Origin of the sequence: Altererythrobacter sp. KTW20L, assembly GCF_023501975.1 — a bacterium.
In the GTDB taxonomy this organism is placed as follows: Bacteria; Pseudomonadota; Alphaproteobacteria; order Sphingomonadales; family Sphingomonadaceae; genus Alteraurantiacibacter.
This window is the reverse complement of the sequence record NZ_JAMFLH010000001.1, coordinates 229,612-254,805: the sequence shown is the minus strand read 5'-3', so window position 1 is coordinate 254,805 and position 25,194 is coordinate 229,612. Positions and strand designations below refer to the sequence as shown.

The window sequence follows — 25,194 nt, the reverse complement described above, 5'->3', positions numbered from 1 at the left end:
CCGCCCGCAGGGTGGTGGAGGGGGCTTTCGAGCAAATGCTGGGTTTGTGGCGAGCTTCCACCACCATGCCATGCTTGGTCTCCCTCCCCATGAATGGGGAAATTCGATCTCCTACTCGTGCCGCAGGGCCTCGATTGGGTCGAGCTGGCTGGCCCGGCGAGCCGGGAAATAACCGAACACGATGCCGATCAGCGCCGACACCACGAAGGCCAGGATGTTGATCGCCGGATCGAACACGAAGGTGAAGCCCAGCGCGCCGGCCAGCCCATAGGAGAGGCCAAAGCCAAGCAGCATACCCATCAGGCCACCGAAGCAGCATAGCACCACGGCCTCTGTCAGGAACTGCAACTGGACCTCGCGCGCAAGGGCGCCGATGGCAAGGCGGATGCCGATCTCGCGCGTGCGTTCGGTCACGCTGACGAGCATGATGTTCATGATGCCCACGCCGCCCACTACCAGGCTGATCGCGGCAATGGCGGCGACCATCAGGGTCAGCGTGCCGACCGTGCCTTGCACGGTTTCATTGATCGCCGCGGTATCGACGATATCGAAATCGTTGGCCTGGCCATCAAGCAGAACCCGACGTTCGCGCAGCAGGTCAACCAGCGCGGAAGTCATGGTGGAACTGTCGTAGGCGCTATCATAGCTGACTGCCATGTAGCCGATGTTGTCGTTGCCGGTGAACCGGCGCTGCACGTTGGTCAGCGGCATGAACACCGCATTGTCGTCATCCCCGCCGCCGCCCACGCTGCCGCGGGTGGCGAATTGGCCGATCACCTGGCAGCTGACGTTGTTGAGCCGCATCCGCTCACCCAGCGGGCTTTCGTTGGGGAGAAAAATTTCGTCGCGCACGGTGGGGCCGATGATGCAGACATTGCCACCGGCTGCCATCTCGGCCTCGGTGAACAGGCGGCCTTCATCCAGCTTGATTCCGCGCGCATCGAGGAATTCGTTGTTAACCCCCTCGACCTTGGTTTCCCAGTCCTGCCCGTTGTAGATCGCCACGACATTGGCTTCGACCTGGCCCGCCACCGATTGCACGCCGGCAATCTGTTCGCGCACGGCCACCACGTCCTGTTCATCGAACGGGCGGAACTGGCCGCGTTCGCCCTGGATGGGGAAGACGAAAAACATGTTGGAGCCGAGCGAGCTGATCTGCTCCTCGATATCCACGGTCACGCTGCGGCCGAGGGAAACCATGGTGATGACCGCCGCCACGCCGATGATGATGCCCAGCGTCGTCAGGAAACTGCGCATCAGGTGGCGGCGGATCTCGCGGAACGAGAGCAGGAGCGTGGTGCCGAACATCAGGCGGGTGCTCCTGTGTCGGCCAGCATCCCGCGCTCGATCCGTTCCACCAGCCCGTCCTTGAAGTGGACGATGGTCTTGGCAAAGGCGGCCATTTCAGGCTCATGCGTGACCATCAGGATGGTGATGCCGGTGCGGTTCAGTTCGGCCAGGAACTTCATGATTTCCACGGACCGTTCGGAATCGAGGTTGCCGGTAGGTTCGTCGGCCAGCAGCACTTCGGGGTCGGTGACGAGGGCGCGGGCGATCGCCACGCGCTGCTGCTGCCCGCCCGACAGCTCTGCCGGGGTGTGGCCTGCCCAGGGGCCAAGACCCACCCGGTCGAGCGCGCGCATGGCCGCTTCGCGCCGTGCTGCCTTGCCCATGCCGCGATAGACCAGCGGCAGCTCCACGTTTTCGACCGCAGTGGTGCGGGCCAGCAGGTTGAAGCCCTGGAACACGAAGCCGAGATAGCGGCGCCTGAGCAGGCTGCGTTCGTCCTTGCCGAGTGACTGCACCGGTGTGCCAAGGAACTTGAACACGCCGGAGGTGGGTACATCGAGGCAGCCCAGGATGTTCATCGTGGTGGACTTGCCCGAGCCCGACGGCCCCATCACCGCAACGAAATCGCCGCGCTCGATCGACAGGTCCACCCCCTTCAGCGCCTGGAACGCGGCGGTGCCGGTGCCGAAGGTCTTGGTGATGCCTTTTAGCTCGATGATGGGGGCGGACATTACAGCGCCTTAGGGTCTGTCTGACCGGATGGCGGTGACGACCTTCATGCCCGGCTCGAGTTCGTCCGAGGTGACGATGGTGAAGCGTCCGTCCGACAGTCCGGTAGTGACCATGATCGGCCGCAGTCCGCCATCATCGCCCAGCACATGGACAGTCTGGCGGCTGCCGGCCCCGATGGTGGCGCGCACTTCCTCGCGCTCCAGCCCGCCGATTTGCCCGCCTGGCCCGCCAACCTGCATACCGCTGGCTTCTTGCTCTTCAGGGGGAACGAAGCGCAGCGCGCCGTTGGGGACGACCATCTGGGCCGCAGTATTCTGGGTTTCGATATTGGCCGTGGCGGTCATGCCTGGGCGCAGGAGGCCGCTGGCATTATCGACCGTCAGCCGTGCTTCGTATTCGACCACGGCATTGGTCTGGGTTGTCCCGGCAGCAGTGGCGATATTGCCGCTGGCAAGGTCCACCCGCTCCACCTGGGCGGGAAACTGGCGGCCGGGATAGGCATCGACGGTGAAGGTTGCCGCCTGGCCCGCTTCGACCTGGCCCACGTCGGCCTCGTCAACCTTGACGCGCAGCTGCATCACCGCGAGGTCTTCTGCCAGCATGAACAGGGTCGGGGTGCTGAAGCTGGCGGCCACGGTCTGCCCCGGCTCCACCTGCCGCACCAGGACCACGCCCGATACAGGTGAGCGGATCACCGCCCTTTCCCGGTTGGTCAGTGCGGTGGAGAGAGAGGCCTGGGCCGACATGACATTGGCCTGGGCCGAGGCGAGCGATGCCTGCGCCCGGCGCACAGCACCTTCGGCCCCGGCCATTTCCTGCTGCGAGGGGACGCGGCCGTCTGACAGGCGGTAAACCTCCTGCAGGCGCTCAAGCTGGGCGCGGTCCACATCCAGCGTGGCGCGGGCCTGTTCGACCTGGGCGCGGCTGGCAGCAAGGTTGGCGCGCTGCTGGGTGATCTGGTCGTCTATCACGTCGGTATTGATCCGCGCCAGCACCTGGCCCTGCGCCACCCGGTCGTTCACATCGACCAGCACGGCATCGATCCTGCCTGAAACTTCGGAACCGACTTCCACCTGGTTGGTCGGGCGCAAGTTACCCGTCGCCGTCACCACCAGGTCCAGGCTGCGGGTTTCAACTTCCTCGGTGATGTAGTTGGGGCCCTTGTTCTCCCCGCCCCAGATCGCCCAGGCAACCAGTGCCAGCAGGACCACAAGCGCCGGAATCCATACCTTGCGCCGCTTCCAGAAGGGTTTCTTCGCCGTGCCGAGAAACTCTTCGAGATCCTGGGGCGTGGTTTGGGTCGTCTCGCTCATCGATCGGTCCTGTCATTTGCAGGCTGAAAGGTCGGGGGCAGCGGGAATTCGCGCGGATCCCACCCGCCGCCGAGGGCCTGGGTCAATCGTACGAAGGCGGTGGCCCGGTCGGCTTCTGCATTCACTGTCTGGTTGCGGGCCGACAGCAGCTGGTTCTCCGCTGTCAGCAGGGTCTGGAAATCGGTCAGCCCGGCCTCATACTGGCTGCGGGCGAGAAAGGCGGAATTGCTGGCTGCTTCCAGCGCCTCGAGGTTTATCTCCACGCGTTGTTCGGCGCTGCGCTGGCCCACCGCGGCACTTTCGACATCTTCCAGCGCGCCGAGGATCGCTTGCTCCCATGCTGCCAGCGACCCGCGGGCAGCGGCTTCGGCACTGTCCACCTGCGCGGCCGTGCGGCCACCATCGAAAATGAGCTGGCTGACGCTGCCGACCACGCCGGCTGAAATCACGTCGAACAGGTTGGATATGCCGAGTGAGCTGGTGCCTACATTGCCCGTCAGCCGCAGCAGCGGATAGAGCTGCGCGCGGGCCACGCCGATCCGCGTGGTCGCCGACAGCAGGTTTGCCTCGGCTCCGCGCACGTCGGGGCGGCGGCGCAGGACTTCGGCCGGTGCCTCGAACCCGGCCAGTTCGACCGGTACGGGGATCGGCGCCACTTCGGCAAATTCGCCAAGCACCCGGCCCGGCGTTTCACCCACCAGTGTGGAGATGGAATTGGCGGTGGCGACGAGGCTGCTTTCAAGTGACGGGATCGAAGCGGCAGTCTGCGCCCGCTGTGTCCGCGCCTGTTCGACATCGAGGCTGGAAACCAGGCCTGCCTGGTTGCGCCAGCGGGCTATCTGGAGGTTGTCGTCCTGGTATTGGAGTGTGGAGCGGGCGATGGCCAGCTGCTGGGCGATGGCGCGGGCATTGATGGCGGAGATCGCCACCTGGCCTGCAATCAGGCGCTGCAAGTCGGCCAGCGAATATCCGGCTGAAGCAAGATCTGCTTCGGCAGAGGCGATGTTGCCGCCGATCTGCCCGAACAGGTCCACTTCCCAGCTTGCGTCGACGCCCACCGAATAAAGGAACTGGTCGGGCGAATTGTCGCCGAAATCGCGGCTCGACCGGCCGCCTGCCGTAAGGCCCGGCAGCAGCGAGGAGCGCGCCTGGACCAGTTGCGCCCGCGACTGGTCGAGGCGGGCTGCGCTTTGCGCCAGGTCGCGGTTGTTGGCGAGGGCGGCTTCGACCAGTTCGCTGATCAGCGGGTCGCCCAGCAGCACCCAGTATTCCGAGATATCCAGCGCAACCGGGGCGGGATCGCTTTGGGCCCAGTCGGCCGGAACAATGAGACTGGTTTCAGGGGGCGTGACCTGCGGCGTGGCGCAGGCCCCGGCCAACAGCGCGAGCGGCAGGACCAGCACCTTGGCGGCGCCATCGGGCAACAAGCCCTTCATGTCGGAATACGACCCCAAAATACCCCTCATCGACGCTTAAGACGATCCCGCAACTCGCCTATGCCTTCTTGCCCCTTGCTCCAAATGGAACGTTGTAACAAAGGGTAATAGGCCGGGATTGCCGGTAATCCACAAGACATTGTAGTCCATGAAAAAATTGATCGCACCTGTTTATTTCCTGCAACGCCTGACCTTGCTTCTTGCAGCGGCGGCCTTGCTTTTGACGGTCTCACCGGCACAGGCCCACCCTGTACCGTTCAGCTATCTCGACCTGCATCTGGAAGAAGACAGGATCGACGGCGTGCTCACCGTGCATGCACTGGACCTGGCCCATGAACTGCAAACCGACGAACCCGCCTTATTGCTCGACCAGCGTGTATTGTCGATGCAATACAGCCAGATTGGATCAATCCTCGGCCCGCGGCTCCGCCTGGGGGCGGGCGGGCTGCCGCCAATCGCCTGGCAGGAAATCACGCCCGACGAGGCGGGCGATGCTGTGCGCATGACCTTCACTATTCCTGCCGCGCCGCCTGCCGCGCTGGAGGTTGAAACTTCGCTTTTCCCCCATGACCCGCTGCATCAGACCTTCATCAACGTCTATGAGGGCGGGACCCTGCGCCAGCAGTGGATCCTGGGCGAAGGGGCGGGATCCCGCACCCATTTTGCCGGGACCACTGCCGGGGTGATGGCGGTGCTAGGCACTTTCATCCCCTCGGGCGTGCACCACATCATGATCGGGCCGGATCATATCCTGTTCGTGATCGGCCTGATCCTGCTGGGCGGGACATTGCGGCGGCTGGCGCTGATCGTCACCGCTTTTACCCTGGGACATTCGGTGACGCTGTCGCTCGCCGCGCTCGACCTGGTGACGATCCCGGCGCACATTATCGAGCCGCTGATCGCCCTGTCGATCGTGGTGGTGGGGGCGGACAACCTGCTGCGTGCCAAGGAACCCGACAAGTCGAAGGACTTGCGCAGCGTGATCGCCTTTGTCTTCGGGCTGATCCACGGGTTCGGTTTCGCTTTCGTGCTGCGCGAATTCGGCCTGCCTGACGGGCAACTGGCCTGGTCGCTGTTTGCCTTCAACCTCGGGGTCGAGATCGGCCAGTTGGCCATCGTGCTGGTAGTCGGCGTGGCGCTACACCTGCTGCGCCGCCGCAGTCCCAAGGCTGCGCGACAGGTCGCGACAATTGGTTCGCTTGCGGTGGTGGCAGCAGGTGCCTATTGGTTCGTGGAGAGAGTGTTTTTGTCGGGAGCGGGTTCATGAAGCGATTTGCGGTGCTTGGCGCCATTGTCATCAGCGGCATCACGGCGGTCGGCGTTACGGCGCAGGGCCTGCCCGGCATTACCGAGATCGAACACATCAGCGGCAACGTCTACAAGATCTTCGGCGCGGGCGGGAACACGGTTGTCTTCGTGCGCGAGAACGATGTGGTGCTGGTCGATACCAAGCTGCCCAACAGCGGCGATGCGATCATGGCCGAAGTGCGCAAGGTGACCGACAAGCCCATCGGCATGATCATCAACACCCATTCGCACCCCGATCACATGGGTTCCAACAACCAGATTTCCGAAATGTCGGGCAGCGGCGTGCAGGTTATCGCCCACATCAATACCGAACGCCGGATGGAAGCCGCGACCGGCCCGTTTGGCGCGTCGCAGGTCGATACCAGCTTCACCGACCGCATGACCCTGGGCGAAGGGGCCGACCGGATCGACCTCTACTACTTCGGCGCCGGCCACACCGATGGCGACGCCTGGATTGCCTTCCCTGCAGCGCGCACCGTGATGGCGGGCGATATCTACGCCTGGCACATGAGCCCGCTGATCGATCCCGGCTCGGGCGGATCTATGCTGGCCCTGCCGACCACGCTGACTCGCGCCTATTACGGAATGCGGGACATCGATCACGTGATCCAGGGCCACGGCGGGGTATCGACGTGGGAGGAATTCCGCAGTTTCATGCAGTTCAACCGCGCGCTGGTGGCCCAGGCCGAAGCCACGGTGCAGGCAGGCGGCACACCGGAAGATGCGCTCGAAGCGCTTGACCGGGCACCCAGCTTCGCCGTGTTCCTCGACCATAAGCTGAAGCCAGGCCTCGAATATGGCGGCACCCCTTGGTCACGCGCCCTGATCAACCTGCGCGTTGTGTTCCAGGAACTGCGCGGCGAGGAACCGCAGCTCATCATGGGCGTGGAAGACCCCCACCAGCACTAGATGATGGTCGACGACCGTGCCGCCTTGCGAGCCGCCTGTACGGCGGGGACCGGGCTGTGCACCATCGTGGGAATCGAAGGCAGCTTTTCGCGGCGATTGGGCGCGCAACTCGCGGTTGCGACTGACGGCAGCGTGACCGGCAGCCTTGCCGACGGTTGCCTGGAACGGCAGCTTGCCGCCGAAATCCTGGCCGGTGGCGAGCGGCGGGTCATGCGGTTCGGCGCAGGATCGCCGCTGATCGATTTCCGCCTGCCATGTGGTAGCGGGCTGGATGTGCTCGTCGATCCCGCACCCGACCGTGCGGCTTGCGCTGCGGCGGTGGACCTGCTGGACAGGCGCGGGGAAGCGAGCCTGCCTCTGCCGCTCGGCCTGTTGGGTGTGAGGCGCTATATCCCTGCGTTGCGCCTCGTGCTGTTCGGTGAAGGGCCGGAGCTTGAGGCGCTGGCCATGCTCGGCCGGGCAGCCGGGCTGGAGGTGGAAACCCACAGCAAGGATGGCAGCGGCGACCTGTCGCTTGGCCGCGCGCCATCAGACATCGCCGTTGACCGCTGGAGCGCGGTGATCCTGCTGTTCCACGATCACGAGTGGGAGCAGGCAATCCTGCAATGGGCACTGGCGACCCCGGCCTTTTTCATCGGCGCGCAGGGCGGCCGCACTGCGCGGGATGAGCGCGCCGAGCGGTTGCGCCACGCCGGCGTCGCGGAGAGCGAAATCGCCCGTATCGCCAGCCCGATCGGCGTGGTGCCGCACAGCCGCGAGCCGATGCCGCTGGCGCTGTCGATCCTGGCGGCGGTGGTGGGAGAATACGAGGCGATCCATCCCCATGCCCTGCTGCGTACCCCCAGCTAACGCGCCGCTGGTCGCCGTGCTGGCGGCAGGCGCAGCCACGCGATTTGGCGGCGGCAAGCTCGATGCCGTGCTGGCGGGCAAGCCGGTGGGTCAATGGACGCTCGAAGCAGTGAATGCCGCCGGGCTTGATCCGGGCCTGATCGTGGTGGGGAGCGATGCTCCGCAATTTGCCCGCGACAGCGGCTGGCCGCTGCTGGTGAACGCGCAGGCTGAACATGGCCTGGGAACCTCGCTGGCGTTGGCGGCCACGCAGGCCATGGTGCAGGGCAGGGCGCTGCTGGTGGTGCTGGCCGACATGCCGCTGGTCGATCCCTCGCATCTCGCGCAATTGGCGCAAGCCAAGACGATCACGGCCACCGGCTGGCCGCAGGGCAGGGCAGGAGTGCCCGCCTGCTTCCCGCTCGGTATTCTGCCTGAAGTGGCGCAGCTATCCGGCGATACCGGGGCAGGCGCGCTGCTGACTGGCCGTGCGGGCCTGCGCCTCGTTGAAGCAGCGCCGCAGATGCTGCTTGATGTCGATACCCCGGAGGATCTCGCCAGCGTCGAGCAATGGCTCAGGCGCGGGTGAACACCGGTTCGCCGCCGCGCTGCACCTTGATGTGGCAGACGCGGCCTTCGCGCAGCGTATAGGTCACCGTCACCCGCACATCGATGTAATCGCCCTGTTTGAGCGCGCCGACCACGAAATCGGGCGCATCGGTGATCGCGGTGAAGCGGCTGGTGCAATCGACCACGAGGCGTTCGTCGGTGGCATCGAGCGAATGGATCGTCAGCGTCTCCACCACCGAGCGGAACATGGCGGTGTAGAAATCGGCAATGCCCTGCGCACCCTCGATCCGGCCTACCGAACTCAGTTCAAGCACCACATCATCGGTATAGAAGCGGCCATACCGCTCCGGATCGCCGGCCGAGAACGCGGCGGCATAGGCATGGTAAGCCGCGATCTGGCTGGGGTGGCCGCCGAGCGGGGGCAGGCGGGTCACGCCGCGTCCTTCGGGCCAGGTCATGGTCTTCAGCCGCCAGACCTGCCCAGCATCGTTCAGGATATAATGGGCGAGGAACTTTACCGTAATCGAATCACCGGGAAACAGGTGCCGAAACGGGAAATCGGCGCGTTCTTTCGTCGCGTGGAAATCCATGTCGATCTCGGCAAACAGGTGATTGCCCGATTGCAGATAGTCGACGATCCGCGGACACTCGCGCACGCCATCGTGCGCCCAGGCGAGGAACCGGCGCATACCGTCGCGGCCTTCGAAAATGCCGCTGCCGCTTTCCATCGCACAATCTTCGGCGAACCACCGATCGACGAGCACCTCATCGTCTCCGGTCAGGAAATCGGCGATATAGGCGTGGTAGTCGAAGGTCATGGCTGCAACCTAGCCCAGTCCGCAGGCGGCGACCAGTTCGCCGATATTGCCAATCACCAGGTGCGGAGTTTTCTCGGGGGGCTGGCTGGCCCATTCGTCCGCACTGGTGGAACCGCTGGTGACGGCAATGCCGATGGCGCCGCCCTGCCGGGCCATCAGCATTTCTGCGGTGGCATCGTCTCCCACCACGCCGACATCCTCTGCCGCGATGCCAAGCGCTTCGGCCACCACGGCCATCGCCGTCGCGCTGGGCTTGCCGGTGGTCTGCGGTTCCACGCCGGTGACCCGCGCGATTGCCCCGTTGATGGCACAGGAATAGCCGAAGCTGCGGCCTTCCTTGGTGGCGAAGAACGGCACGTCGGAAGCGGAAAGGAACGCCGCGCCTGCCAGTACCCGCTCGCAGGCCAGGTGGAGGTGGGGCATGGTGCAATCGGGATGCCACGCGACATAGACCGCATCGCACTCCGCATCGGCGCCTTCTGCCGGGCTGTAGCAGGTCACGCCAAGCTCGGTCAGGGCATCGACCACGCCTTGCGTGCCCAACACCAGAACGCGCTGGTAACCGCCGTCCTTGATGACCTTGGCGGCGACCGAGTTGGGGGTGAACAGCTTGTCGTCAGGCACCGGAACACCTGCTGCGCGCAAGCGCGGGGCCTGCACGCGCGCGGCATAGGCGCTGCCGTTTGTCAGGGCGATCCACGGGATGCCCAGCCGGTCCAGCTCGGCCAGCGCCTCTGCCGCACCGGGGATGGCATCGTAGTTGCCCAGCGACCGGTTCGACAGGATCAGCGTGCCATCGAGATCGAACATGAAGCCTTTTGGCTTTCGGGCGAGGCTCATGCGGAAACTTCCAACCTGAAATCCTCTTTCTCGATCTCGAACTGGGTCACGTCGCGCCGCTTCAGCACTTCGCGCACCAGGTTCATTACGGCCACGGTATCGGGATCATATTCGCGCGGAGCGGGCCCTGCGGCCTGCATGGCATCGACCAGATCGGTCGGCATGGTGGCGCGAAGGAGGAATTCCTCGTCAGACAGGTGCGCGCCGATGCGGCGGCGCAGGTCGGGCAGGTCAGCCATGCCGGTTTCTGCCTCAAGCTCGCGGGTGCGCGGGTTGTCCATGATGCGGCCCATCACCTCGGCGTCCACCGGCGCATTGGGCCGCCCGAACTTGCCGATGGCATAGCGGATGATCTCGTCCGGAATGATGGCCCAGCGCTCCTTGCCCGTGACATTCATCACTGCCTGTGTCTGCAGCATCTGCGCGAACGGCGTCATCACGATCGGCCAGCCCAGCTCCTCGCGCACGCGGCCGATCTCTTCGATCACCGCGCCTTCGAGGTGCGGCACGCGCTGGTCGGACAGGTGGCGGCGCATCGTGCCGACCATGCCGCCGGGCAGATTGTGTTTGAAGTAGGCGGCATCGAAGGCCATCGGCGCGCCCGTGGGCAGGCCCTCGGCCTCGGCCATGGCGGTCCAGAAATCGGCGACTTCCTGCGCGGCCTCGTCATCGATCTCAACATCGTGGCCCGCGGCACGCAGGTTGGCGATCATGCGGGTGATCGGGGGGTTCGATGTGCCGTCCGCTGCGCCGCCGCTGGCGCACTGGATTGCCGATACGCCAAGGTCCGCCGCTTCGAGGCAGGCGGGTTCGGCAAGCCCGATGGTGCAGTGGTTGTGGAGTTCCAGCTCCTTGTCGCCAATCTCGGCAAGGATTGCGGGGATCAGCGTTACAGCGCGCTTGGGCGTGAGCAGCCCGCCGGGGTCCTTGATGTAGAGCGCGTCGATATCCGGGCTGGCGGCCATCAGCTTGGCAGCGGCAGCATAGTGCGCATCGTCGTGGATCGGGCTGATCGAGAATACCAGCGCGCCGACCACCTGTTCGCCGCCCGCGCGCTTCACCAGCCGCGCCACTTCGACATTGGATGCAGCATCGTTCATCGGATCGGCCAGCGCAAAGCGGCGGATGCCGTTGGTCGCCAGCGTGCGGAAGGCCAGTTCCATGAAGTCCGGGCTGGCGGTTTCCCACGCGATGAAGCGGAAGCCGGTCGAAAGGAACTGCAGCGGCGTGGTCTTGCAGATCGCCGCCATCTTGCGGATGCGTTCCCACGGGTCTTCCTGCTTGAAGCGTACGGCCACGCCCATGTGGGTGGAGGTGGTGAAATCGATCGCCTTGTAACCGGCGCGCTCCATCGCCGGGGCCACGGTCAGCGTCTTGGCGGTGTTGACCCCAAGAGCGCCCCACAGGCACTGGTTGCCATCGCGCAGGCTTGTTTCGACAATGCGGATCGGGGGACGGATGGTGGCCACTTCAAACCTCCGTTCGTGTCGAGCGAAGTCGAGACACCAGCGCGCAGCCTCTCGACTTCGCTCGAGGCGAACGGGCCGGGGAGGAGTGTTTCTTCATCAGCCGCGAACCTTCACACGTAGCAGCGCCTGGCCTTCCTCCACCGCCTTGCCGTTTTCGGCGAGCAGTGCGGTGACGATGCCGGCAACACCGGCGCGGATCGGGTTCATGAGCTTCATCACCTCGATAATGCCGATAGTGGTATCAGGCCCCACGGTATCACCAAGCTGGACGAAAGGCGGCTCGCCTGGGCGCGGGGCGGAGTAGAAGTTGCCGAGCAGCGGTGCGATCACGTCGATTTCGTTTGTCGAGGGGCCGGAGGAAGCCACCGGGGTTGCCGGGGCGGTTGCGGTGCGCGGGGCCGGGCGCGGCGGAGGAGCTTCGTCCTCATCCCCGTCCCCACCGCTCCAGCCGCCATCCCGCCGGATTTTCAGGCGAAATTCGCCCACCTTGAGGTCGAGCGAGGAGAACTGGCTCTCGTCCAGCAGCTTGGCAATTTCGGCAATGTCCTTGCCGGAAAGTCGGCTCACTTGCGGCCCCCGAAAATGTTCATCACGTGGGCCAGCGGATTAGCCGTTGGATCGGCGATGGGCTTGGCCGCCGCATCCTTGACCGACCACACGGTTTCGGGGCGCGACTGGAGCAGCAGCACATCGCCCGCCTTGTCGAGCGCCCATTCGATATCCTGCGGCTTGCCATAGTGCCGTTCCACCTTGCGGCCCACTTCGCGCAGGGCGAGGAGTTGTTCGTCGGTGAGGCACGGGGTGGTGCGGTCCGCGCCTTCCAGCTCCACTTCCACGATGCCACCGCCCGGCGCCGGAACCTGCTTGGCGTGCTTGTCCGAGATATCGCGCACCGAAATGTCGCCGGTGATCTTGCCGACCACCCAGCGATCGGGCGTGACTTCCCCCGACACGACGGCACTGCCGAGGCCCCAAGCCCCTTCGATGGTGATAACCGACTTGTCGCCCGTGGTGGGGCTGCGGGTGAACATCACCCCGGCGCACATGGCATCGACCATGCGCTGTACCACCACTGCCATGGCCACGCCGCTTTCGGGGAAGTCCTGCTTGCGGCGGTAGGTCATGCTTTCAACCGAATAGAGGCTGCCCCAGCACTCCCGCACCTTCAGCGCCATGTCTTCCGGCGTCAACACCCACAGGAAGGTGTCCTGCAGGCCGGCGAAACTGGCGTCCTCGGCATCTTCGGTGGTGGCGCTGGATCGCACGGCGACCGGCTGGCCATCGGCGCACAATTCGCGCATCGCCTGCATGATCGCACTTTCCACGTGGCCGGGCATAGGTTCGTTCATCACGCGGGCGCGCAATTGTTCGGACAGCCGCGTGGCGGCGCCCAGATCATGCGGGTCGAGCGCTTCCACCTTGGTCCGCACCGGCTCGCGCGCCTCCAATGCTTCAAGGAAACCTTCAAACGCTGAGGTGGTGACCACGAAGCCCGGGGGCACGGCAATGCCTGCCTGCGTCAGCTCGCCCAGTGAGCCGCCCTTGCCGCCCACGGTGGGGCGGTCGGCAATGCCGACATCGGCGAACCACGCCACTGCATCGCTCATCGAGATCAGGCCTCTTCCAATACCGGCTGTTCGCTGACCGGCTCGTCGTCGAGGATGGTCACGACCCCGCGCCCGCCATCCACGCGGATGCGCTGGCCGTCCTTGATGCGGCTCGTCGCCTTGCCCGTGCCGACCACGGCTGGCAGGCCATATTCGCGCGCCACAATGGCCATGTGGCTCATTGATCCGCCGATGTCGGACACCGCCGCGCTGATCTTCTGGAAGATCGGGCTCCACGTCGGGTTGGTCACCTGGCAAACCAGGATATCACCCTGCTGCAACCGGCCGATTTCCTGCACCGATTTGACGATCCGCGCTGTGCCTTCGACCACGCCGGAGCACGCTGCGAAGCCCTTGAGCTCCTTGTCGTTCTCAGACCCGTCATCGAGCCACTTGTCGAGGTTTTCGCGGGTAATGCCCCACAGCATGTTGATCGCCGGATCGTCGATCGCATCGGGCACATTACCGAGGGCAGGCGGGGTGTCGTGCAGTGCCCATTCGGCAATGGCCGCCTTGCGCTGCGCCACGATGGGCGGCCAGTATGTCGGGCCGCGTCCATCGATGCCGATGGACCAGGCCAGCATCAGGTCGATGATTGCGCTTTCCAGCTCGAACTGGGTGAGATGGAACACGTCCTCCTCCACGCCGTCCGGCCCGAAGAACCCGTGCTTCAGCAGCAGCCGCCCGAATTCGCGAATCTTGTTGAAGAACAGGTTGGTGTACCAGTGCTCGCAATAGAACTTGTGCCCTTCGACATAGGGGAACACGCGGTGCGCCAGACCGATGAGCTGGTCGTAGGTCGCCTTGTCCTCGTCAGTGTCGAGCAGTTCGCGGTAATCTGCGACAAGGGCCTCGCGCTCCTCGATCAGCTGGGCGGTGGGGCGTTCGATATTGGTGCCCGCCTTGATCTTCTCGATATAGCCCGGCAGCGCGGCGAAGGGCATCGACAGGTCGTCGTTCCAGCTGCGGTGATAGTGGTAGAAGCCATCCCCGCTAGAGACATTGAACCACGGGTTGCGGCTGGTCTCCAGTTCGGCCAGCCATTCCTTGCCGCCGCTGCCAACCTTGTCGAGATCGGCCAGCACGGTGTCGATATCGGCATTGTCAATGAAATGCGCGTCCACGCCCAGTTCCACCGCGCGGCGGGCGAGGCGCTTTACCTCCTCGTCGGGGCGGAAGATCTCGGCTTCCATTCCGGCGACCATGCGGCTGATCGCCTGGTCGGAAATCTCCGGGAAGGCCTTCTTGCAGAAATCGAAGAAGGTCATGTAGGCGCCGTAGCCGAGCAGCAGGAATTCGAAGTGGTGGTGCCACATCCGGTGGTAGCCCTCGACCTGCTGCTGGTAGATCTTCAGCAGGTCGTGGTTGGCGGCAATGCCCTTGCCGGTGTGGGTGGTTTCCAGCGGCTCGTAATCAGGCAGGGTGGGGACGGGCAGGGCCTGCGCGTCGGCGATCAGCGCCTTCATCTTGACCTTCCACTGGTCGTAAAGGGTCTCCCAGTTCTCGTAATAATAGAACGCGCGCTGCTGGAACTCGCCTACCCGCTCGGCGATTTCGTCAGGGTCGGTCACGGCCACGCCGCCGATGTAGACCCGGCCGTTGATGATCCGGTGATCGATGCCCTTGGCGGTGGGGAGCACGTGGACGCGGGTGTTGAACGCGCCCAGCGCGCAGTAAGCGGCTTCGGCCGTGATCATGTCGAAGTGATGCATCGGTTCGGGGAAGTGCATCGAATTGTAGAACCAGAAACGCTCGTCATCCTCGGGCACGAACTGGGTGTAATAGGGATAGGCGGCCTGGGCAGCTTCGGTGCCGGGCACGACCTTGAGGGAACTGGGGAGGGGGAACCCCTTGGGTGCATCGCTCACACTGGTACCTTTCAGGGCCTTTGCGGCCTCATCGCGGGAATTCGGCGCGCCGCCCCGCCTCTGTCGGGCGGTAGCGGCGCACCCAGGTCTCCTCTCCGAGCCTGATCCTGTTCGCTTCTCGACCCGAAGCGCTGCGGACGATTGTCAGGTTTGCAGGATTACTGCATCACCTCGCCGCTCCAAAGGACTCGTGCGCACGCTAATCAGGATAAAAGCGCAGGGGGTTTTGTCTTGATGAATGGTGAATGGGGGGACGAGTGACAGTCACGACGACCGAACTCTTTTTGATAGCGCTCACAATAATCCTGACTGTCCCCTACCTGTTCTGGCGCGTGTTCAGGACGGACTACTGGGCACCGCTGGTGGTGGTGCAGATCGTGGCAGGGATCATCCTTGGGCCGGGCGTATTGGGCGCGGCATTCCCGGCCTATTACCAGACGGTGTTCTCGCCAGAGGTGATCGGCGCGTTGAATGGCATCGCCTGGTGGGCAGTGATGATGTTCGTGTTCGTGGCCGGGATCGAGCTCGATCTCCACGCTGCGTGGAAGGACCGGCGCGAGACGGCCGTGACTGCCGGTTTGGCCCTGTTCACGCCGCTGGCGGCGGGCGCCCTGGCCGCTGTGGCGATCCTGGCATTTCCCGGCTGGCTGGGGTCGGAGGGGCATTACTACCAGGGCGTGCTCGGCATTGGCATGGCCTGCGCTGTCACCGCGTTGCCGATCCTGGTGCTGCTGATGGAAAAGCTGGAGATATTCCGCCAGGAACTGGGCCAGCGCCTGCTGCGCTATGCCAGCCTCGATGACCTGGCGATCTGGGGCGTGTTGGCGATCATCCTGGTCGATATGGAACGCATCGCGCGGCAGGGTGCCTTCCTGATGCTGTTCGCGCCTGCCGCATGGAGCATGCGCAAGCTGATGCAGCGCCTGTCGCAAGCTGATCGCTGGTACGCCGGGCTCATCTGGCTCGTGCTCTGCGGGCTGGTGGCCGACTGGGCGGGCCTGCACTACATGGTCGGCGCATTCCTGGCGGGCTGCGTTCTCGACTGCCAGTGGTTCGGTGAAGACAAGCTCGACACCTTCCGCGGCGTGATCCTGCTGACGGTGATGCCGGTATTCTTCCTCTCCACCGGCTTGCGCACCAGTTGGGAAGGCGGCGGGCTGGCGGTTTTTGCAGTGGCCGCGCTGCTGCTGGCAGCTTCTGTCGGCGGCAAGCTCGCGGGCGTCCACCTGGCCGGTCGGATCCTTGGCTGGCGCAAGGGCGAGGCGAGCGTAATCGGCTGGCTGCTGCAGACCAAGGCGCTGATCATGATCATCTTCGCCAACGTGCTGCTGGATAAGGCGATCATCACCAGCCAGACCTTCACCGCCCTGCTGCTGATGGCTGTCGCCAGCACCATGCTGACCGTGCCGATGGTGACGCCCAAGCTCAAAAAGCTGGCAGTAGACTAGCTGCCAACCAACTCTCAGCTTTGGGGCGCATTGCCCGCGCGCCACTCCCTCGGCGTGATGCCGAAGCGCTTGCGGAACAGGCGGGTGAAGTAGCCAGGGTCGAGGAACCCGGTGCGGAACGCCACTTCTGCCACCGGCAGGCGGGAGGCGCGCGGATCTGCCAGGATTTCGCTTGCCCGTTCCAGCCGGATGGCATTGAGTTCGGCCACAAAGCTGGTCCCGCTCGCCGCCAGCAGCGTTTGCAGATAGCGCTTGGAAATGCCGATCTGGTTGGCGACACCTTCGGACGACAGGTCGGGATCGGCAAAGTCGCTTTCGATCCGGCGCAGGATGCGGCTGGCGAGCTGGCCGCGGTGACGTGGTGCCCCCTCTGTCTCCGGCGTGCCGGTGGCGAGTGCCAGTAGGCTGCCGAACTGTTCGGCGATCAGCGGGCGCGGCAGCGGGGCATTGTCCAGCCCGCCATCCAGGATCGTCTCGAGCAAGGCGCCCAGGGGCGCGCCCCATCCCTCGCGCGCGGATATCGGCCGAGCGAGCAGGGCGGCGGGATCGGGCAGGTAGCGTTCCAGCCAGCCTTGCGGCATCATCAGGTCCACCGCCTCGTGCTCGGTGAACATCTCCATGCAGTAGAACCGCGTGTTGTCGAGCAGCACGAACTGGCCCGGCGCAACATCGAAAGTGCGCCCCGCCATGGTCGTCACCAGCACGCCGACGCGGGCATAGACCAGCTGGATCGACGGTGTAGCGCGCATGGCCTGGCCTTCCAGTCCGGTATGGGTCACGCGCTGGGCGGGGGCGTGGAGATGGAGCAGGCGCAACTGCCCGATACCGTGGCTAACCCAGCGGGCGGCAAAGGCTTGCGGGTCGAACACTTCCACCTCGATCGGGGCGATGGTGCTGGCCGCCCAGTCCCGCCAGGCATTGATCGCCTCCGGTCGGGCAAGCCCGGTCGAGGTCCAGCTTTCATCCTGCGATTGCGCGGGTTTGGCCATGGGCTTCAAGCTAGGCGGCAAGCGGCAGGGCGGCAAGCGATTGCGGTTGTTCTCGCCAGTTCTCGCGCTAGGTTGTTTGCCGGAGACAAACTGGCCCTTTAGAGGGGCCGAGGCTTGGGAGAGGAATAGCCATGGGAACCAAATGCCGCCTGATCGCCTGCGAGGAAGCCTGGTCTATCCCCGAGGTTGCCGCCGAACTGAAGAACGTCGCGCGCAGCCCTACGCAGAGCCTCGATAAGCTGCTGGTCAAGGGCATCTATGACGCCGAGGAAGACACCAGCGGTTATGGCAAGATGAACTTCCTCCAGGGCCTGCTCGATGTGGAGGAAAAACGCCTGCCACAAATGGACGAGCATGGTGTGGACATGCACCTCCTCACGCTGACCGCGCCGGGCGTGCAGATGTTCGATGCCGATACCGCCACAGAGCTTGCCGCCCTGGCGAATGACCGGTTGGCGGAGATTTGCGCCAATCGCCCCGAGCGCTTTGCCGGTCTCGGTAGCTTCGCGCCGCACAGCCCGAAGCGTGCAGCGAAGGAGGTCGAGCGGGTGATGTGCGAGCTGAAGTTGAACGGCCTGATCGTCAACGGCCATACCAATGGCGACTATTTCGATGACTACCGCTTCTGGCCGATCTTCGAGGCGGCAGAGGCGCTGGATGCCACGATCTACATCCATCCGCGCGGGCCGTCCGATACGCTGAAGGGCCCGTTGCAGGACTATGCGATGGACAGCGCCATGTGGGGCTATGGCGTGGAAGTAGGCACCAACATGCTGCGCATGATGGCCAGCGGCCTGTTCGACCGGTTCCCCAAGCTGAAGATCTGCGTGGGCCACATGGGCGAGATGGTGCCGTTCTTCATCTGGCGCATAAATTTCATGAACTCCCGCGCCCAGACCGTGGGCCGCGCCCCCAAGACCGAGCGCAGCATGGAGGAATACTTCCGCGACAACTTCGTGTTCACCACCAGCGGCGTGGAAGATCCTTTGGCCCTGCGCTATGCGATCGACCGGATGGGGATCGACAACGTGATCTGGGCGATCGACTATCCCTACCAGCCGATGAAACCGGCGGTGGATTTCATCGAGAACTTCGCCTGCTCGGAGGCCGAAATGCACGCGCTATGCCATGGGAATGCCGAGCGGGTATTCCACATCGCGCCGGAATAGAGAAGGAGGCGAGACATAATGCTGGCGGGAATGTTGGCAGTACTGGCCTTGTTGCTCAAACTCGCGCCCGGTACACCGCTGGCCCGGCTCGCCATGCGCATGTGCGTGCTTTGGCCCATCGAAAGGCTGGCGGCGCTGACGTTGCAACAGGCGATCTTCGGACTGATCATGGTCGGCTTCATGATGGCTGGAGGGGAGATGATCTTCCTGCTCGGGCCGGAGTTGGTCGCAGCCTATGCATTCGAGCTGTCGATCTACCTTGATGCGGTGCTGTTCACCTATGCACTGGCCGCCTGGTCGCGGGTAAAAGCAGGCGTCGGCCATGTGCGGATGATCGTCGCTCGCCTGGTGCGACTGCCGCAATCGTCGCGGCGAAGGCGGTTGCGCAGAACCCCGCCGCAGCGGCCCAGCGCCAATGATGATGAGCCGTCACCCGCTTTCGTGCGGTTGGCAGCATGAGCAACACCCCCCACGACTCTCCGCTCAGGGGCATCAAGGTGGTCGAACTCGCGCGCATCCTTGCGGGGCCGTGGGCGGGGCAGGTGTTGGCGGACATGGGGGCCGAGGTGATCAAGGTGGAAAGCCCCGGCGGCGATGATACGCGCGGCTGGGGGCCGCCTTTTATCGAACGCGCCGACGGCAGCCGAGATGCCGCCTATTTCCACGCCACCAATCGCGGCAAGGCGAGCATGGTGGCCGATTTCCGCGATCCGGACGATCTGGCCAAAGTGATCGACCTGATCCGCGAGGCCGACGTGGTGATCGAGAATTTCAAGCTGGGCGGCCTCAATCAGTTCGGGTTGGACTATGACAGCGTGAAGGCGATCAATCCACGTCTGGTCTATTGCTCGATCACCGGATTCGGGCAGGACGGGCCCTATGCCGCGCGGGCCGGATATGATTTCATTATCCAGGGCATGGGCGGGATCATGGACCTGACTGGCGATCCCGATGGCCCGCCGCAGAAGATCGGCGTGGCCTATGCTGATATCCTGACTGGGCTCTATGCCGTGATCGGCATCCAGGCCGCGCTGCATATGCGGCAGCGCACGGGGCAGGGGCAACTGGTGGACATGGCGCTGCTCGACGTGATGGTGGGCACGCTCGCCAACCAGGCGATGAACTACCTCGCCAGCGGGGTCTCGCCCACGCGGCTGGGCAATGCCCATCCCAACATCGTGCCCTATGAGGCTTTCCCCTGCGCCGATGGTTGGGCGATCATCGCCGTGGGCAACGACAGCCAGTTCGTTCGCTTGGCCGACCTGCTCGATCTCAACCCGCCGGAAAACTGGGCCACCAATGCGGGTCGCGTGGCCGACCGGGTGGCGGTTTCGGCCGCAGTATCGGCCCAAACCAGCGACTGGGAACGCGATGCGCTGCTCGCTGCGCTGGAAGGCGAAGGCATCCCCGCCGGGCCGATCAACACGGTCGAACAGGCGCTGGCCGATCCGCAGGTGGTCGCTCGCGCCATGGTGCTGGAAATGGCCGAAGGGATCAGGGGCCTGCGCACGCCAATCCGCTTTTCGGATGCTGAACTCGATCTGGGCAAGCCCTCACCGATTCTGGGTGATTGACCGGGGTCAATGCTTGCGGACCGGTGGTGATAGAGAGAGAAGCGGAAAGGACCGCGCTGATGGCTTCCCGGACCGCTTCCTCTCGTTACAGCACGCTTTCAATTTCGCTCCACTGGCTGATGTTCGCTCTGATCGTCGGCGTTTTTGCAATGATCGAACTGCGCGAATTCTATCCGCGCGGCAGTGACCCGCGCGAGGCGATGAAGGCCTGGCATTTTACGCTCGGCCTGTCGGTTTTCGTGCTGGTTTGGCTGCGTATTGTCGTCCGCCTTGCCACTGCCGCCCCGGCCAAGTTGGCAGAGCCCGCGTGGCGCAGCCTTTCCGCCAAGGCGGTGCATCTGGCGCTCTATGTGCTGATGATCGTCATGCCGCTGGCCGGATGGGTGATGTTGAGCGCCGAGGGTGATACAATTCCCTTCTGGGGCCTGAACCTGCCCGCCATCGCCCCGCAGGACGAGCTGATCGCGGGCCGCGTCAAAGAACTGCACGGGCTGGGCGGGACGATCGGTTACTGGCTGATCGGCCTGCACGCAGCGGCATCGCTGTTCCACCACCATGTGCTGAAGGACGGCCTGATGGCGCGGATGTCCTTGCGCGGTATCTAGCTGCGCGCTTCGTACACCACGTGACCGACGGCAGTGTTGCTGGCGGGCACTTTGTAGAAGCGGTGTTTTTCCTCCACGCCATAGCCCAGCGCGGCGCGCATGATCAGCCACATGATCAGCTCGATCCCCTCGGTGCCTGCCTCGCGCAGGTATTCCAGCCGGGTCATCGGGACGAGTTCTTCCGGCTCGTGAGCCAGAAGGTCGATGAAGCGCTGGTCGAATTCGGCATTGATCAGGCCGGCGCGGGTGCCCTGCAACTGGTGGCTCATCCCGCCGGTGCCCCAGACCTGCACGTTGAGATCCTCGGGAAAGGTCTTCACCGCATTGCGGATCGCCTCGCCCAGCTTCCAGCAGCGCTCGCCGCTGGGGGTGGGGAACTGGGTAACGTTGACGGCCAGCGGGATGACCTTGCACGGCCATTCGTCGGGCTGGCCGAACACCAGTGACAGCGGCACGGTGAGGCCGTGGTCCACGTCCATCTCGTTGATGATAGTGATGTCGAATTCGTCGATCACCAATTGCTCCGCCACATGGGCCGCAAGGTCGGAATGGTTGTAAACGGTGGGTACCGGGCGGCGGCCCCAGCCTTCGTCGGCGGGGAGAAATTCCTCGGCAAATCCGACCGCGAAGGTGGGCACGATGTCGAGCATCAGCGCGCTCGCGTGGTCGTTATAGACCAGGATCACCACGTCGGGCGTGTTGTCCTTGATCCATTCCTTGACGAATTCGTAGCCCTCGAACACCGGCTTCCAGTATTCATCCTGGGTGCGGCCGTTGTCGATTGCCGCGCCGATGGCGGGGACGTGGCTGGTGGCGATGCCCGCCGTAATGCGTGCCATCAGTTCTGCTCCCGCTTTGAACGCAGGCCTTCGGGCGAGCGACCGCCATCGCGCATCATCGCGGCATATTCCTCGGCGCTCATGCCCGACATGGAGCTGACCGCCTTCTGCGCGCTCCAGCCGTCGGTGCTGGCGATCTTGACGAGGAAATACATGTTGCCGCCCAGCTCGATCAGCCGCGTCAGGTCGCGTGCCAGCACGGCTTCCTTCTGCTCCTCGGTCATCTTGTACTGGTCGAGATAGGCGCGCTCATCGGCGCGGAAGGCCTCGCGGTTCTCGGCCTTCATCAGGCTCATGCAGAACTTGTGCAGGTGATAGCCCTGCCGGCTGCGGCGGGCGGTGAAAACGTGGGTGCCTGGAATGTCTTCCAGCTCTTCCAGCGAATAGAGACGGGCGCGTGGCATTCTTGTGCCCCTAGCAGAGGGCCAAGCTTAGCGGTAGGGGCCTAACGGTAGCTCATGTACCAGCTGCGCGCGCCATCAAAGGCCGCCTGTTCGGCGCTGGGGGCGATGCCCTGGTCCACCTGCTGGCGGGTATGCAGCAGGATCGTTTCGGCCAGTGGCTCGTCGAACTCCAGCCCGGCCTCGCCATTGGCGGTCCATACGATGGTGCCGAAGGCTTCAAAGCCGAGCCAGGTTACCACCAGCTCCTCGCCGCGGATCAACTCGCCCCTGGCGCGCAGGTGCGCGCCCGATTGCGACAGGTCGGCAAGGCTGGCGGTAAACTGGCCGTGCAGCGTGATCAGTTGCGCCGGAACGCCGAGCCGCAGGCGGCTGTTGCGCCTGCGCCCGATCATCCCGCCGATTTTGCCGACCATGTTCATGGCCTGCACCATGCCGCCACTTGGCTACAGTCGTGCGACTCCGGCCTTATGGAAGGTTACCTAGGCATTGGGATCGATCGCCCCTGGCACCATGCCCCCTTCGTCATTCGCTTGCGGGCCGGGAATGGCTGTCAGCGTGTGGATCAGGCGGAACTTGCCGTCGATATAGCGGAAGGTGTGCGAATCCGCCCCGCCGGTCGATCCGCCGAAGCGGCAGAACACGTTGATCGTGCCCATTTCCTCGTCGATCAGGTAATCGCGGTTGGTGATGTAGAGCACGCCCGGCGGCATGCCGACCTCGCAGCTCGCATCGGCGCGGCCATCGCGGTTGGTATAGGCGCCGCCTTCCAGCCGCGCGCAGGGTACGCCCCACGGGATATCGGTGAACTTGTCGGCAAAGCCATCGAGATAGGCATTGGCCCCGCGGATCATCTCGGCCGGGCTGGTGCGCTGGTAGGGGTGGAGAATGGACCAGTCCTCTGCCTGGGTATAGCGCAGGAAGGCATTGGCATTGAACAGCCAGTCGCCGGTCTTGGTCACGATGGAATCTACCCGGATCACCCGGCCTTCGTGGGCGTAGAGGCGGGTGCCGATGATGTAGGGCGTGCCGCCTTCGGTCACCACGATCTCGGTAAAGGTCTTGCAGCGCAGGTCGTCATGGAAGCTGAGGGCATTGGCCACCGGCAGGGCGGTGTTCCACAGGCCCGCAGCGGCATCGACCGTTTCCATGTTTTCCAGGTAGTGCGCGTTGCTGGCCAGCGGCAGGGCGGCAAGGCTGCCGCTGCGCTGCCCTTCGACATAGGCTGCAGTCAGCGCCTTCAGCTCGTCTCGCGTGCAGGTGGGGCGATCGACCCGGGGCGCGAACTGGCTGGCTGGCGGGCCGTTCTGGGCGAGGGCGGGTGCGGCGGTAGCCAGCGCGGCAAGCGCGGTGGCAGTGGCGATCAGCTTGCGGATCGTGGCCATGTCCTCCTCTTGCGCTCAGCGCACGTCCTGCACTTCTTCGCTGCGGCATTGGGCATAGGTGCTCCAGCCGGAGCACATGCCATAGGTGTTGCGGATGAAAATGGCCTCGATGCGGGTGATCATGCCGCCTTCCACCTTGAACAGCTCGCCCAGGTGCCAGGACCAGTTGATCGGCCGATGGTCGAAGAAGGCCGAGGCGAAAACGATGCCGCGTTCTTCATCCACCGCCAGCACACGCCTGTCGCGCACAGAGGTGACGGTGCCGATCAGGCTGGTCTCGAACTGGCCCTTGCAGGTCTGCACAGTGCCGAAAGCAGGCCGGTCGGGCAGGGCGGCGCGCTCCGCATCGGATGCGGCGGCGATCATGCCGTTTTCCAGCCGCAGGCAGTCCTCGGTAAAGGGATAATAGTCGTTGCCGGTGTTGCGTTCGACCGCTTCGAAATAGGCGTTGGCCACTTCCACCAGTTCGGCGCGGGTGTGGCGCTCGGCCTCGGGCACGGCCTGCAGGTAACCGGGCCATGGCGAGCCGATGGCGTGGACCGCCGCGCCGGTAGCCGGGAAGGGGTCGGTTGAGGGTCCGGTGGCGGCACCGAGTGGACGATCGGGACGGGCGGCAATTTGCTCCACCTCGGTAATCTTGCCCTCGCGGTCGATCCGCAAGCGCAGCGACAGGCCCACGTGTTCCGCGGGCCGCTGCGGGCCGGTGGCCGACGAATTGGCCTGCTCCTGCACTGTAACCAGCGCGGTAACCTGGCCGGTGGTGACGTCGGGCACGACCAGCCGGTAGCCTTCGGGCGAAACGGTTGTGGCCCACAGCCCTTCGTTGCCTAGCGGCAGTTCCACACCGTTCTCGGTGAAGCGGACAGAGCGGGCAAACAGGTCGTCCGACACCGTGCCGTCGCTCATCGCCTGGAGATAGCGCTCGACAAAGTTCTCAAGACAGGCGCGGTCGCAGGTGTTGGGCTCCATCTCCAGCGGAACACCGGCGACCTGTGCCGAGGCCGGAGCGGCCAGTCCTGCTGTGGCGGCGATAATGGCGAGCGTACTCGCCAGACGAAGCTGTCGGATCATCGGTCCCTCCCTTTTTCCCTGGGAGGGAATAGATCATGCGTGGGAGGCAGATGCCAGTGGAATAATTGTAATGGAATGTGTCGCCCAGGCGCCGTCAGGTGCTTGCGCGCTTGTAGGCCGGGCGCGCCTGCAGGCGCTGCCAGTAGGCGGCAACATGGTCCGGCAGGGCAATTTCGCAGCGGGTGAAGCTGGCGAGCAGGAAGGCGTAGCCGATGGAGATATCGGCGATGGTAAAGCGTTCGCCCGTCACCCATTCGCGCCCGTCCGACAGGTGATTGTCGAGGAAGGTGAGGCGCTTTTCCAACTGGCCGAGCTGATCGGCAATCGTGTTGTTGCTCTGCTCTTTGGTGAACACGCGGGTGCGGAAGATTGTGCCGATGGGCGTGGCCAGGTCCGCCTCTCCGAAATGCAGGAATTGCAGGTGTTCGGCATAATGCGCAGCCGAAGGGCGCGGTCCCACTGCCAGCGCGATGGCCCTTTCGTTCCCCGCCACCAGCCGCCTGCCGGTGATGTAGAGCAGGATGGCGATGCTTTCGAACATGGTGATCGGCGCTTCGGCATCGTCATCGGTGATGGTCGGCACTGAACCGAGCGGGTTCACTTTGAGAAAGTCTTCAGGCACCGGAATGCCGAAGGTTTCCAGCCGGTAGGGCTCTTCCATTTCTTCCATCAGCCAGACGATCCGCTGGCTGCGAGAATGGGGGACATGGTAGATCGTGATCATC

General features: G+C 64.4%; 26 protein-coding genes. 9 read left to right on the top strand and 17 right to left on the bottom strand.

What is annotated here, in order from left to right; all coding sequences use genetic code 11:
- Positions 1–111 precede the first annotated feature (111 nt).
- Genes M3P36_RS01310 through M3P36_RS01295 form a run of 4 tightly spaced genes read right to left on the bottom strand, consistent with a single transcriptional unit; the run spans position 112 to position 4,771 of the window.
- Complete coding sequence (locus tag M3P36_RS01310; protein ID WP_249698762.1) at positions 112–1,308, bottom strand: ABC transporter permease; 1,197 nt, start codon at positions 1,306–1,308, stop codon at positions 112–114.
- On the bottom strand, positions 1,308–2,021 hold the full coding sequence (locus M3P36_RS01305) for an ABC transporter ATP-binding protein (RefSeq protein WP_249698749.1): 714 nt from the start codon (positions 2,019–2,021) through the stop codon (positions 1,308–1,310). Before M3P36_RS01305 ends, M3P36_RS01310 begins: the two co-directional genes overlap by 1 nt.
- Before the next feature lie 9 nt (positions 2,022–2,030).
- The gene (locus M3P36_RS01300) at positions 2,031–3,335 is read right to left on the bottom strand and encodes an efflux RND transporter periplasmic adaptor subunit (protein ID WP_249698746.1); all 1,305 of its coding nucleotides are present in this window, start codon (positions 3,333–3,335) and stop codon (positions 2,031–2,033) included.
- Positions 3,332–4,771, bottom strand: coding sequence for an efflux transporter outer membrane subunit (locus tag M3P36_RS01295; protein WP_249698735.1), 1,440 nt, complete (start codon positions 4,769–4,771; stop codon positions 3,332–3,334). The genes M3P36_RS01300 and M3P36_RS01295 overlap by 4 nt, the downstream gene beginning before the upstream one ends.
- A gap of 148 nt (positions 4,772–4,919) precedes the next feature.
- Between M3P36_RS01295 and M3P36_RS01290 the strand changes: the two genes are divergently transcribed.
- Genes M3P36_RS01290 through M3P36_RS01275 form a run of 4 tightly spaced genes read left to right on the top strand, consistent with a single transcriptional unit; the run spans position 4,920 to position 8,405 of the window.
- Positions 4,920–6,038 carry a HupE/UreJ family protein gene (locus M3P36_RS01290; protein ID WP_249698725.1) on the top strand — a complete coding sequence of 373 codons (1,119 nt, stop codon included), beginning with the start codon at positions 4,920–4,922 and terminating at the stop codon, positions 6,036–6,038.
- Positions 6,035–6,988 carry an MBL fold metallo-hydrolase gene (locus tag M3P36_RS01285; protein ID WP_249698721.1) on the top strand — a complete coding sequence of 318 codons (954 nt, stop codon included), beginning with the start codon at positions 6,035–6,037 and terminating at the stop codon, positions 6,986–6,988. Before M3P36_RS01290 ends, M3P36_RS01285 begins: the two co-directional genes overlap by 4 nt.
- A complete protein-coding gene (locus M3P36_RS01280) occupies positions 6,989–7,837 on the top strand; it encodes an XdhC family protein (protein ID WP_249698707.1) in 849 nt (282 codons plus the stop codon).
- Complete coding sequence (locus tag M3P36_RS01275; protein ID WP_249698702.1) at positions 7,812–8,405, top strand: nucleotidyltransferase family protein; 594 nt, start codon at positions 7,812–7,814, stop codon at positions 8,403–8,405. Before M3P36_RS01280 ends, M3P36_RS01275 begins: the two co-directional genes overlap by 26 nt.
- Here M3P36_RS01275 and M3P36_RS01270 read toward each other — a convergent pair.
- From M3P36_RS01270 to M3P36_RS01245, 6 genes are all read right to left on the bottom strand, one after another.
- Entirely contained in the window at positions 8,392–9,204 is an 813-nt protein-coding gene (locus M3P36_RS01270; protein ID WP_249698698.1) for a nuclear transport factor 2 family protein, read from the bottom strand. The genes M3P36_RS01275 and M3P36_RS01270 overlap by 14 nt on opposite strands.
- A 9-nt stretch (positions 9,205–9,213) precedes the next feature.
- Positions 9,214–10,044 (bottom strand): HAD-IIA family hydrolase, encoded by an 831-nt coding sequence (locus M3P36_RS01265; RefSeq protein WP_249698694.1) that lies wholly within the window; start codon positions 10,042–10,044, stop codon positions 9,214–9,216.
- Positions 10,041–11,513 carry a hydroxymethylglutaryl-CoA lyase-like TIM-barrel protein gene (locus M3P36_RS15230; protein WP_249698691.1) on the bottom strand — a complete coding sequence of 491 codons (1,473 nt, stop codon included), beginning with the start codon at positions 11,511–11,513 and terminating at the stop codon, positions 10,041–10,043. The genes M3P36_RS01265 and M3P36_RS15230 overlap by 4 nt, the downstream gene beginning before the upstream one ends.
- Positions 11,514–11,609: 96 nt before the next feature.
- Positions 11,610–12,080 carry an acetyl-CoA carboxylase biotin carboxyl carrier protein gene (locus M3P36_RS15225; protein ID WP_249698680.1) on the bottom strand — a complete coding sequence of 157 codons (471 nt, stop codon included), beginning with the start codon at positions 12,078–12,080 and terminating at the stop codon, positions 11,610–11,612.
- Positions 12,077–13,120, bottom strand: coding sequence for a PEP/pyruvate-binding domain-containing protein (locus M3P36_RS01250; protein ID WP_249698677.1), 1,044 nt, complete (start codon positions 13,118–13,120; stop codon positions 12,077–12,079). Before M3P36_RS01250 ends, M3P36_RS15225 begins: the two co-directional genes overlap by 4 nt.
- A 5-nt stretch (positions 13,121–13,125) precedes the next feature.
- Positions 13,126–14,988, bottom strand: coding sequence for a PEP-utilizing enzyme (locus tag M3P36_RS01245; protein ID WP_249698674.1), 1,863 nt, complete (start codon positions 14,986–14,988; stop codon positions 13,126–13,128).
- A 257-nt stretch (positions 14,989–15,245) separates the two neighbouring features.
- Between M3P36_RS01245 and M3P36_RS01240 the strand changes: the two genes are divergently transcribed.
- On the top strand, positions 15,246–16,436 hold the full coding sequence (locus M3P36_RS01240) for a cation:proton antiporter (protein ID WP_249698665.1): 1,191 nt from the start codon (positions 15,246–15,248) through the stop codon (positions 16,434–16,436).
- Between the two features lie 14 nt (positions 16,437–16,450).
- Here the strand turns inward: M3P36_RS01240 and M3P36_RS01235 are convergent, their stop codons facing one another.
- A complete protein-coding gene (locus M3P36_RS01235) occupies positions 16,451–17,425 on the bottom strand; it encodes an AraC family transcriptional regulator (RefSeq protein WP_249698653.1) in 975 nt (324 codons plus the stop codon).
- A gap of 131 nt (positions 17,426–17,556) precedes the next feature.
- Between M3P36_RS01235 and M3P36_RS01230 the strand changes: the two genes are divergently transcribed.
- From M3P36_RS01230 to M3P36_RS01215, 4 genes are read left to right on the top strand one after another with little or no spacing between them, the layout of a single operon-like run.
- Positions 17,557–18,594 (top strand): amidohydrolase family protein, encoded by a 1,038-nt coding sequence (locus tag M3P36_RS01230; RefSeq protein ID WP_249698642.1) that lies wholly within the window; start codon positions 17,557–17,559, stop codon positions 18,592–18,594.
- A gap of 18 nt (positions 18,595–18,612) precedes the next feature.
- The gene (locus M3P36_RS01225; RefSeq protein WP_249698639.1) at positions 18,613–19,053 is read left to right on the top strand and encodes a hypothetical protein; all 441 of its coding nucleotides are present in this window, start codon (positions 18,613–18,615) and stop codon (positions 19,051–19,053) included.
- Complete coding sequence (locus M3P36_RS01220; RefSeq protein WP_249698637.1) at positions 19,050–20,168, top strand: CaiB/BaiF CoA transferase family protein; 1,119 nt, start codon at positions 19,050–19,052, stop codon at positions 20,166–20,168. Before M3P36_RS01225 ends, M3P36_RS01220 begins: the two co-directional genes overlap by 4 nt.
- Before the next feature lie 59 nt (positions 20,169–20,227).
- Positions 20,228–20,773 carry a cytochrome b gene (locus tag M3P36_RS01215; RefSeq protein ID WP_249698634.1) on the top strand — a complete coding sequence of 182 codons (546 nt, stop codon included), beginning with the start codon at positions 20,228–20,230 and terminating at the stop codon, positions 20,771–20,773.
- Here the strand turns inward: M3P36_RS01215 and M3P36_RS01210 are convergent.
- The 6 genes from M3P36_RS01210 to M3P36_RS01185 all read right to left on the bottom strand — a co-directional run bounded on the left by M3P36_RS01210 (position 20,770) and on the right by M3P36_RS01185 (position 25,193).
- Positions 20,770–21,612, bottom strand: a complete 843-nt coding sequence (locus tag M3P36_RS01210; RefSeq protein ID WP_249698632.1) for a class III extradiol dioxygenase subunit beta — start codon at positions 21,610–21,612, stop codon at positions 20,770–20,772. The two genes, M3P36_RS01215 and M3P36_RS01210, sit on opposite strands and share 4 nt — an antisense overlap.
- On the bottom strand, positions 21,612–22,016 hold the full coding sequence (gene ligA / locus M3P36_RS01205; RefSeq protein ID WP_249698629.1) for a protocatechuate 4,5-dioxygenase subunit alpha: 405 nt from the start codon (positions 22,014–22,016) through the stop codon (positions 21,612–21,614). Before ligA ends, M3P36_RS01210 begins: the two co-directional genes overlap by 1 nt.
- Before the next feature lie 41 nt (positions 22,017–22,057).
- Positions 22,058–22,447 carry a PilZ domain-containing protein gene (locus M3P36_RS01200; protein WP_249698619.1) on the bottom strand — a complete coding sequence of 130 codons (390 nt, stop codon included), beginning with the start codon at positions 22,445–22,447 and terminating at the stop codon, positions 22,058–22,060.
- 48 nt (positions 22,448–22,495) lie between these two features.
- Positions 22,496–23,398 carry a DUF8021 domain-containing protein gene (locus tag M3P36_RS01195; protein WP_249698617.1) on the bottom strand — a complete coding sequence of 301 codons (903 nt, stop codon included), beginning with the start codon at positions 23,396–23,398 and terminating at the stop codon, positions 22,496–22,498.
- A 15-nt stretch (positions 23,399–23,413) separates the two neighbouring features.
- On the bottom strand, positions 23,414–24,469 hold the full coding sequence (locus tag M3P36_RS01190) for a DUF8021 domain-containing protein (RefSeq protein WP_249698615.1): 1,056 nt from the start codon (positions 24,467–24,469) through the stop codon (positions 23,414–23,416).
- A 94-nt stretch (positions 24,470–24,563) separates the two neighbouring features.
- Entirely contained in the window at positions 24,564–25,193 is a 630-nt protein-coding gene (locus tag M3P36_RS01185; protein ID WP_249698612.1) for a glutathione S-transferase family protein, read from the bottom strand.
- Position 25,194 lies beyond the last annotated feature (1 nt).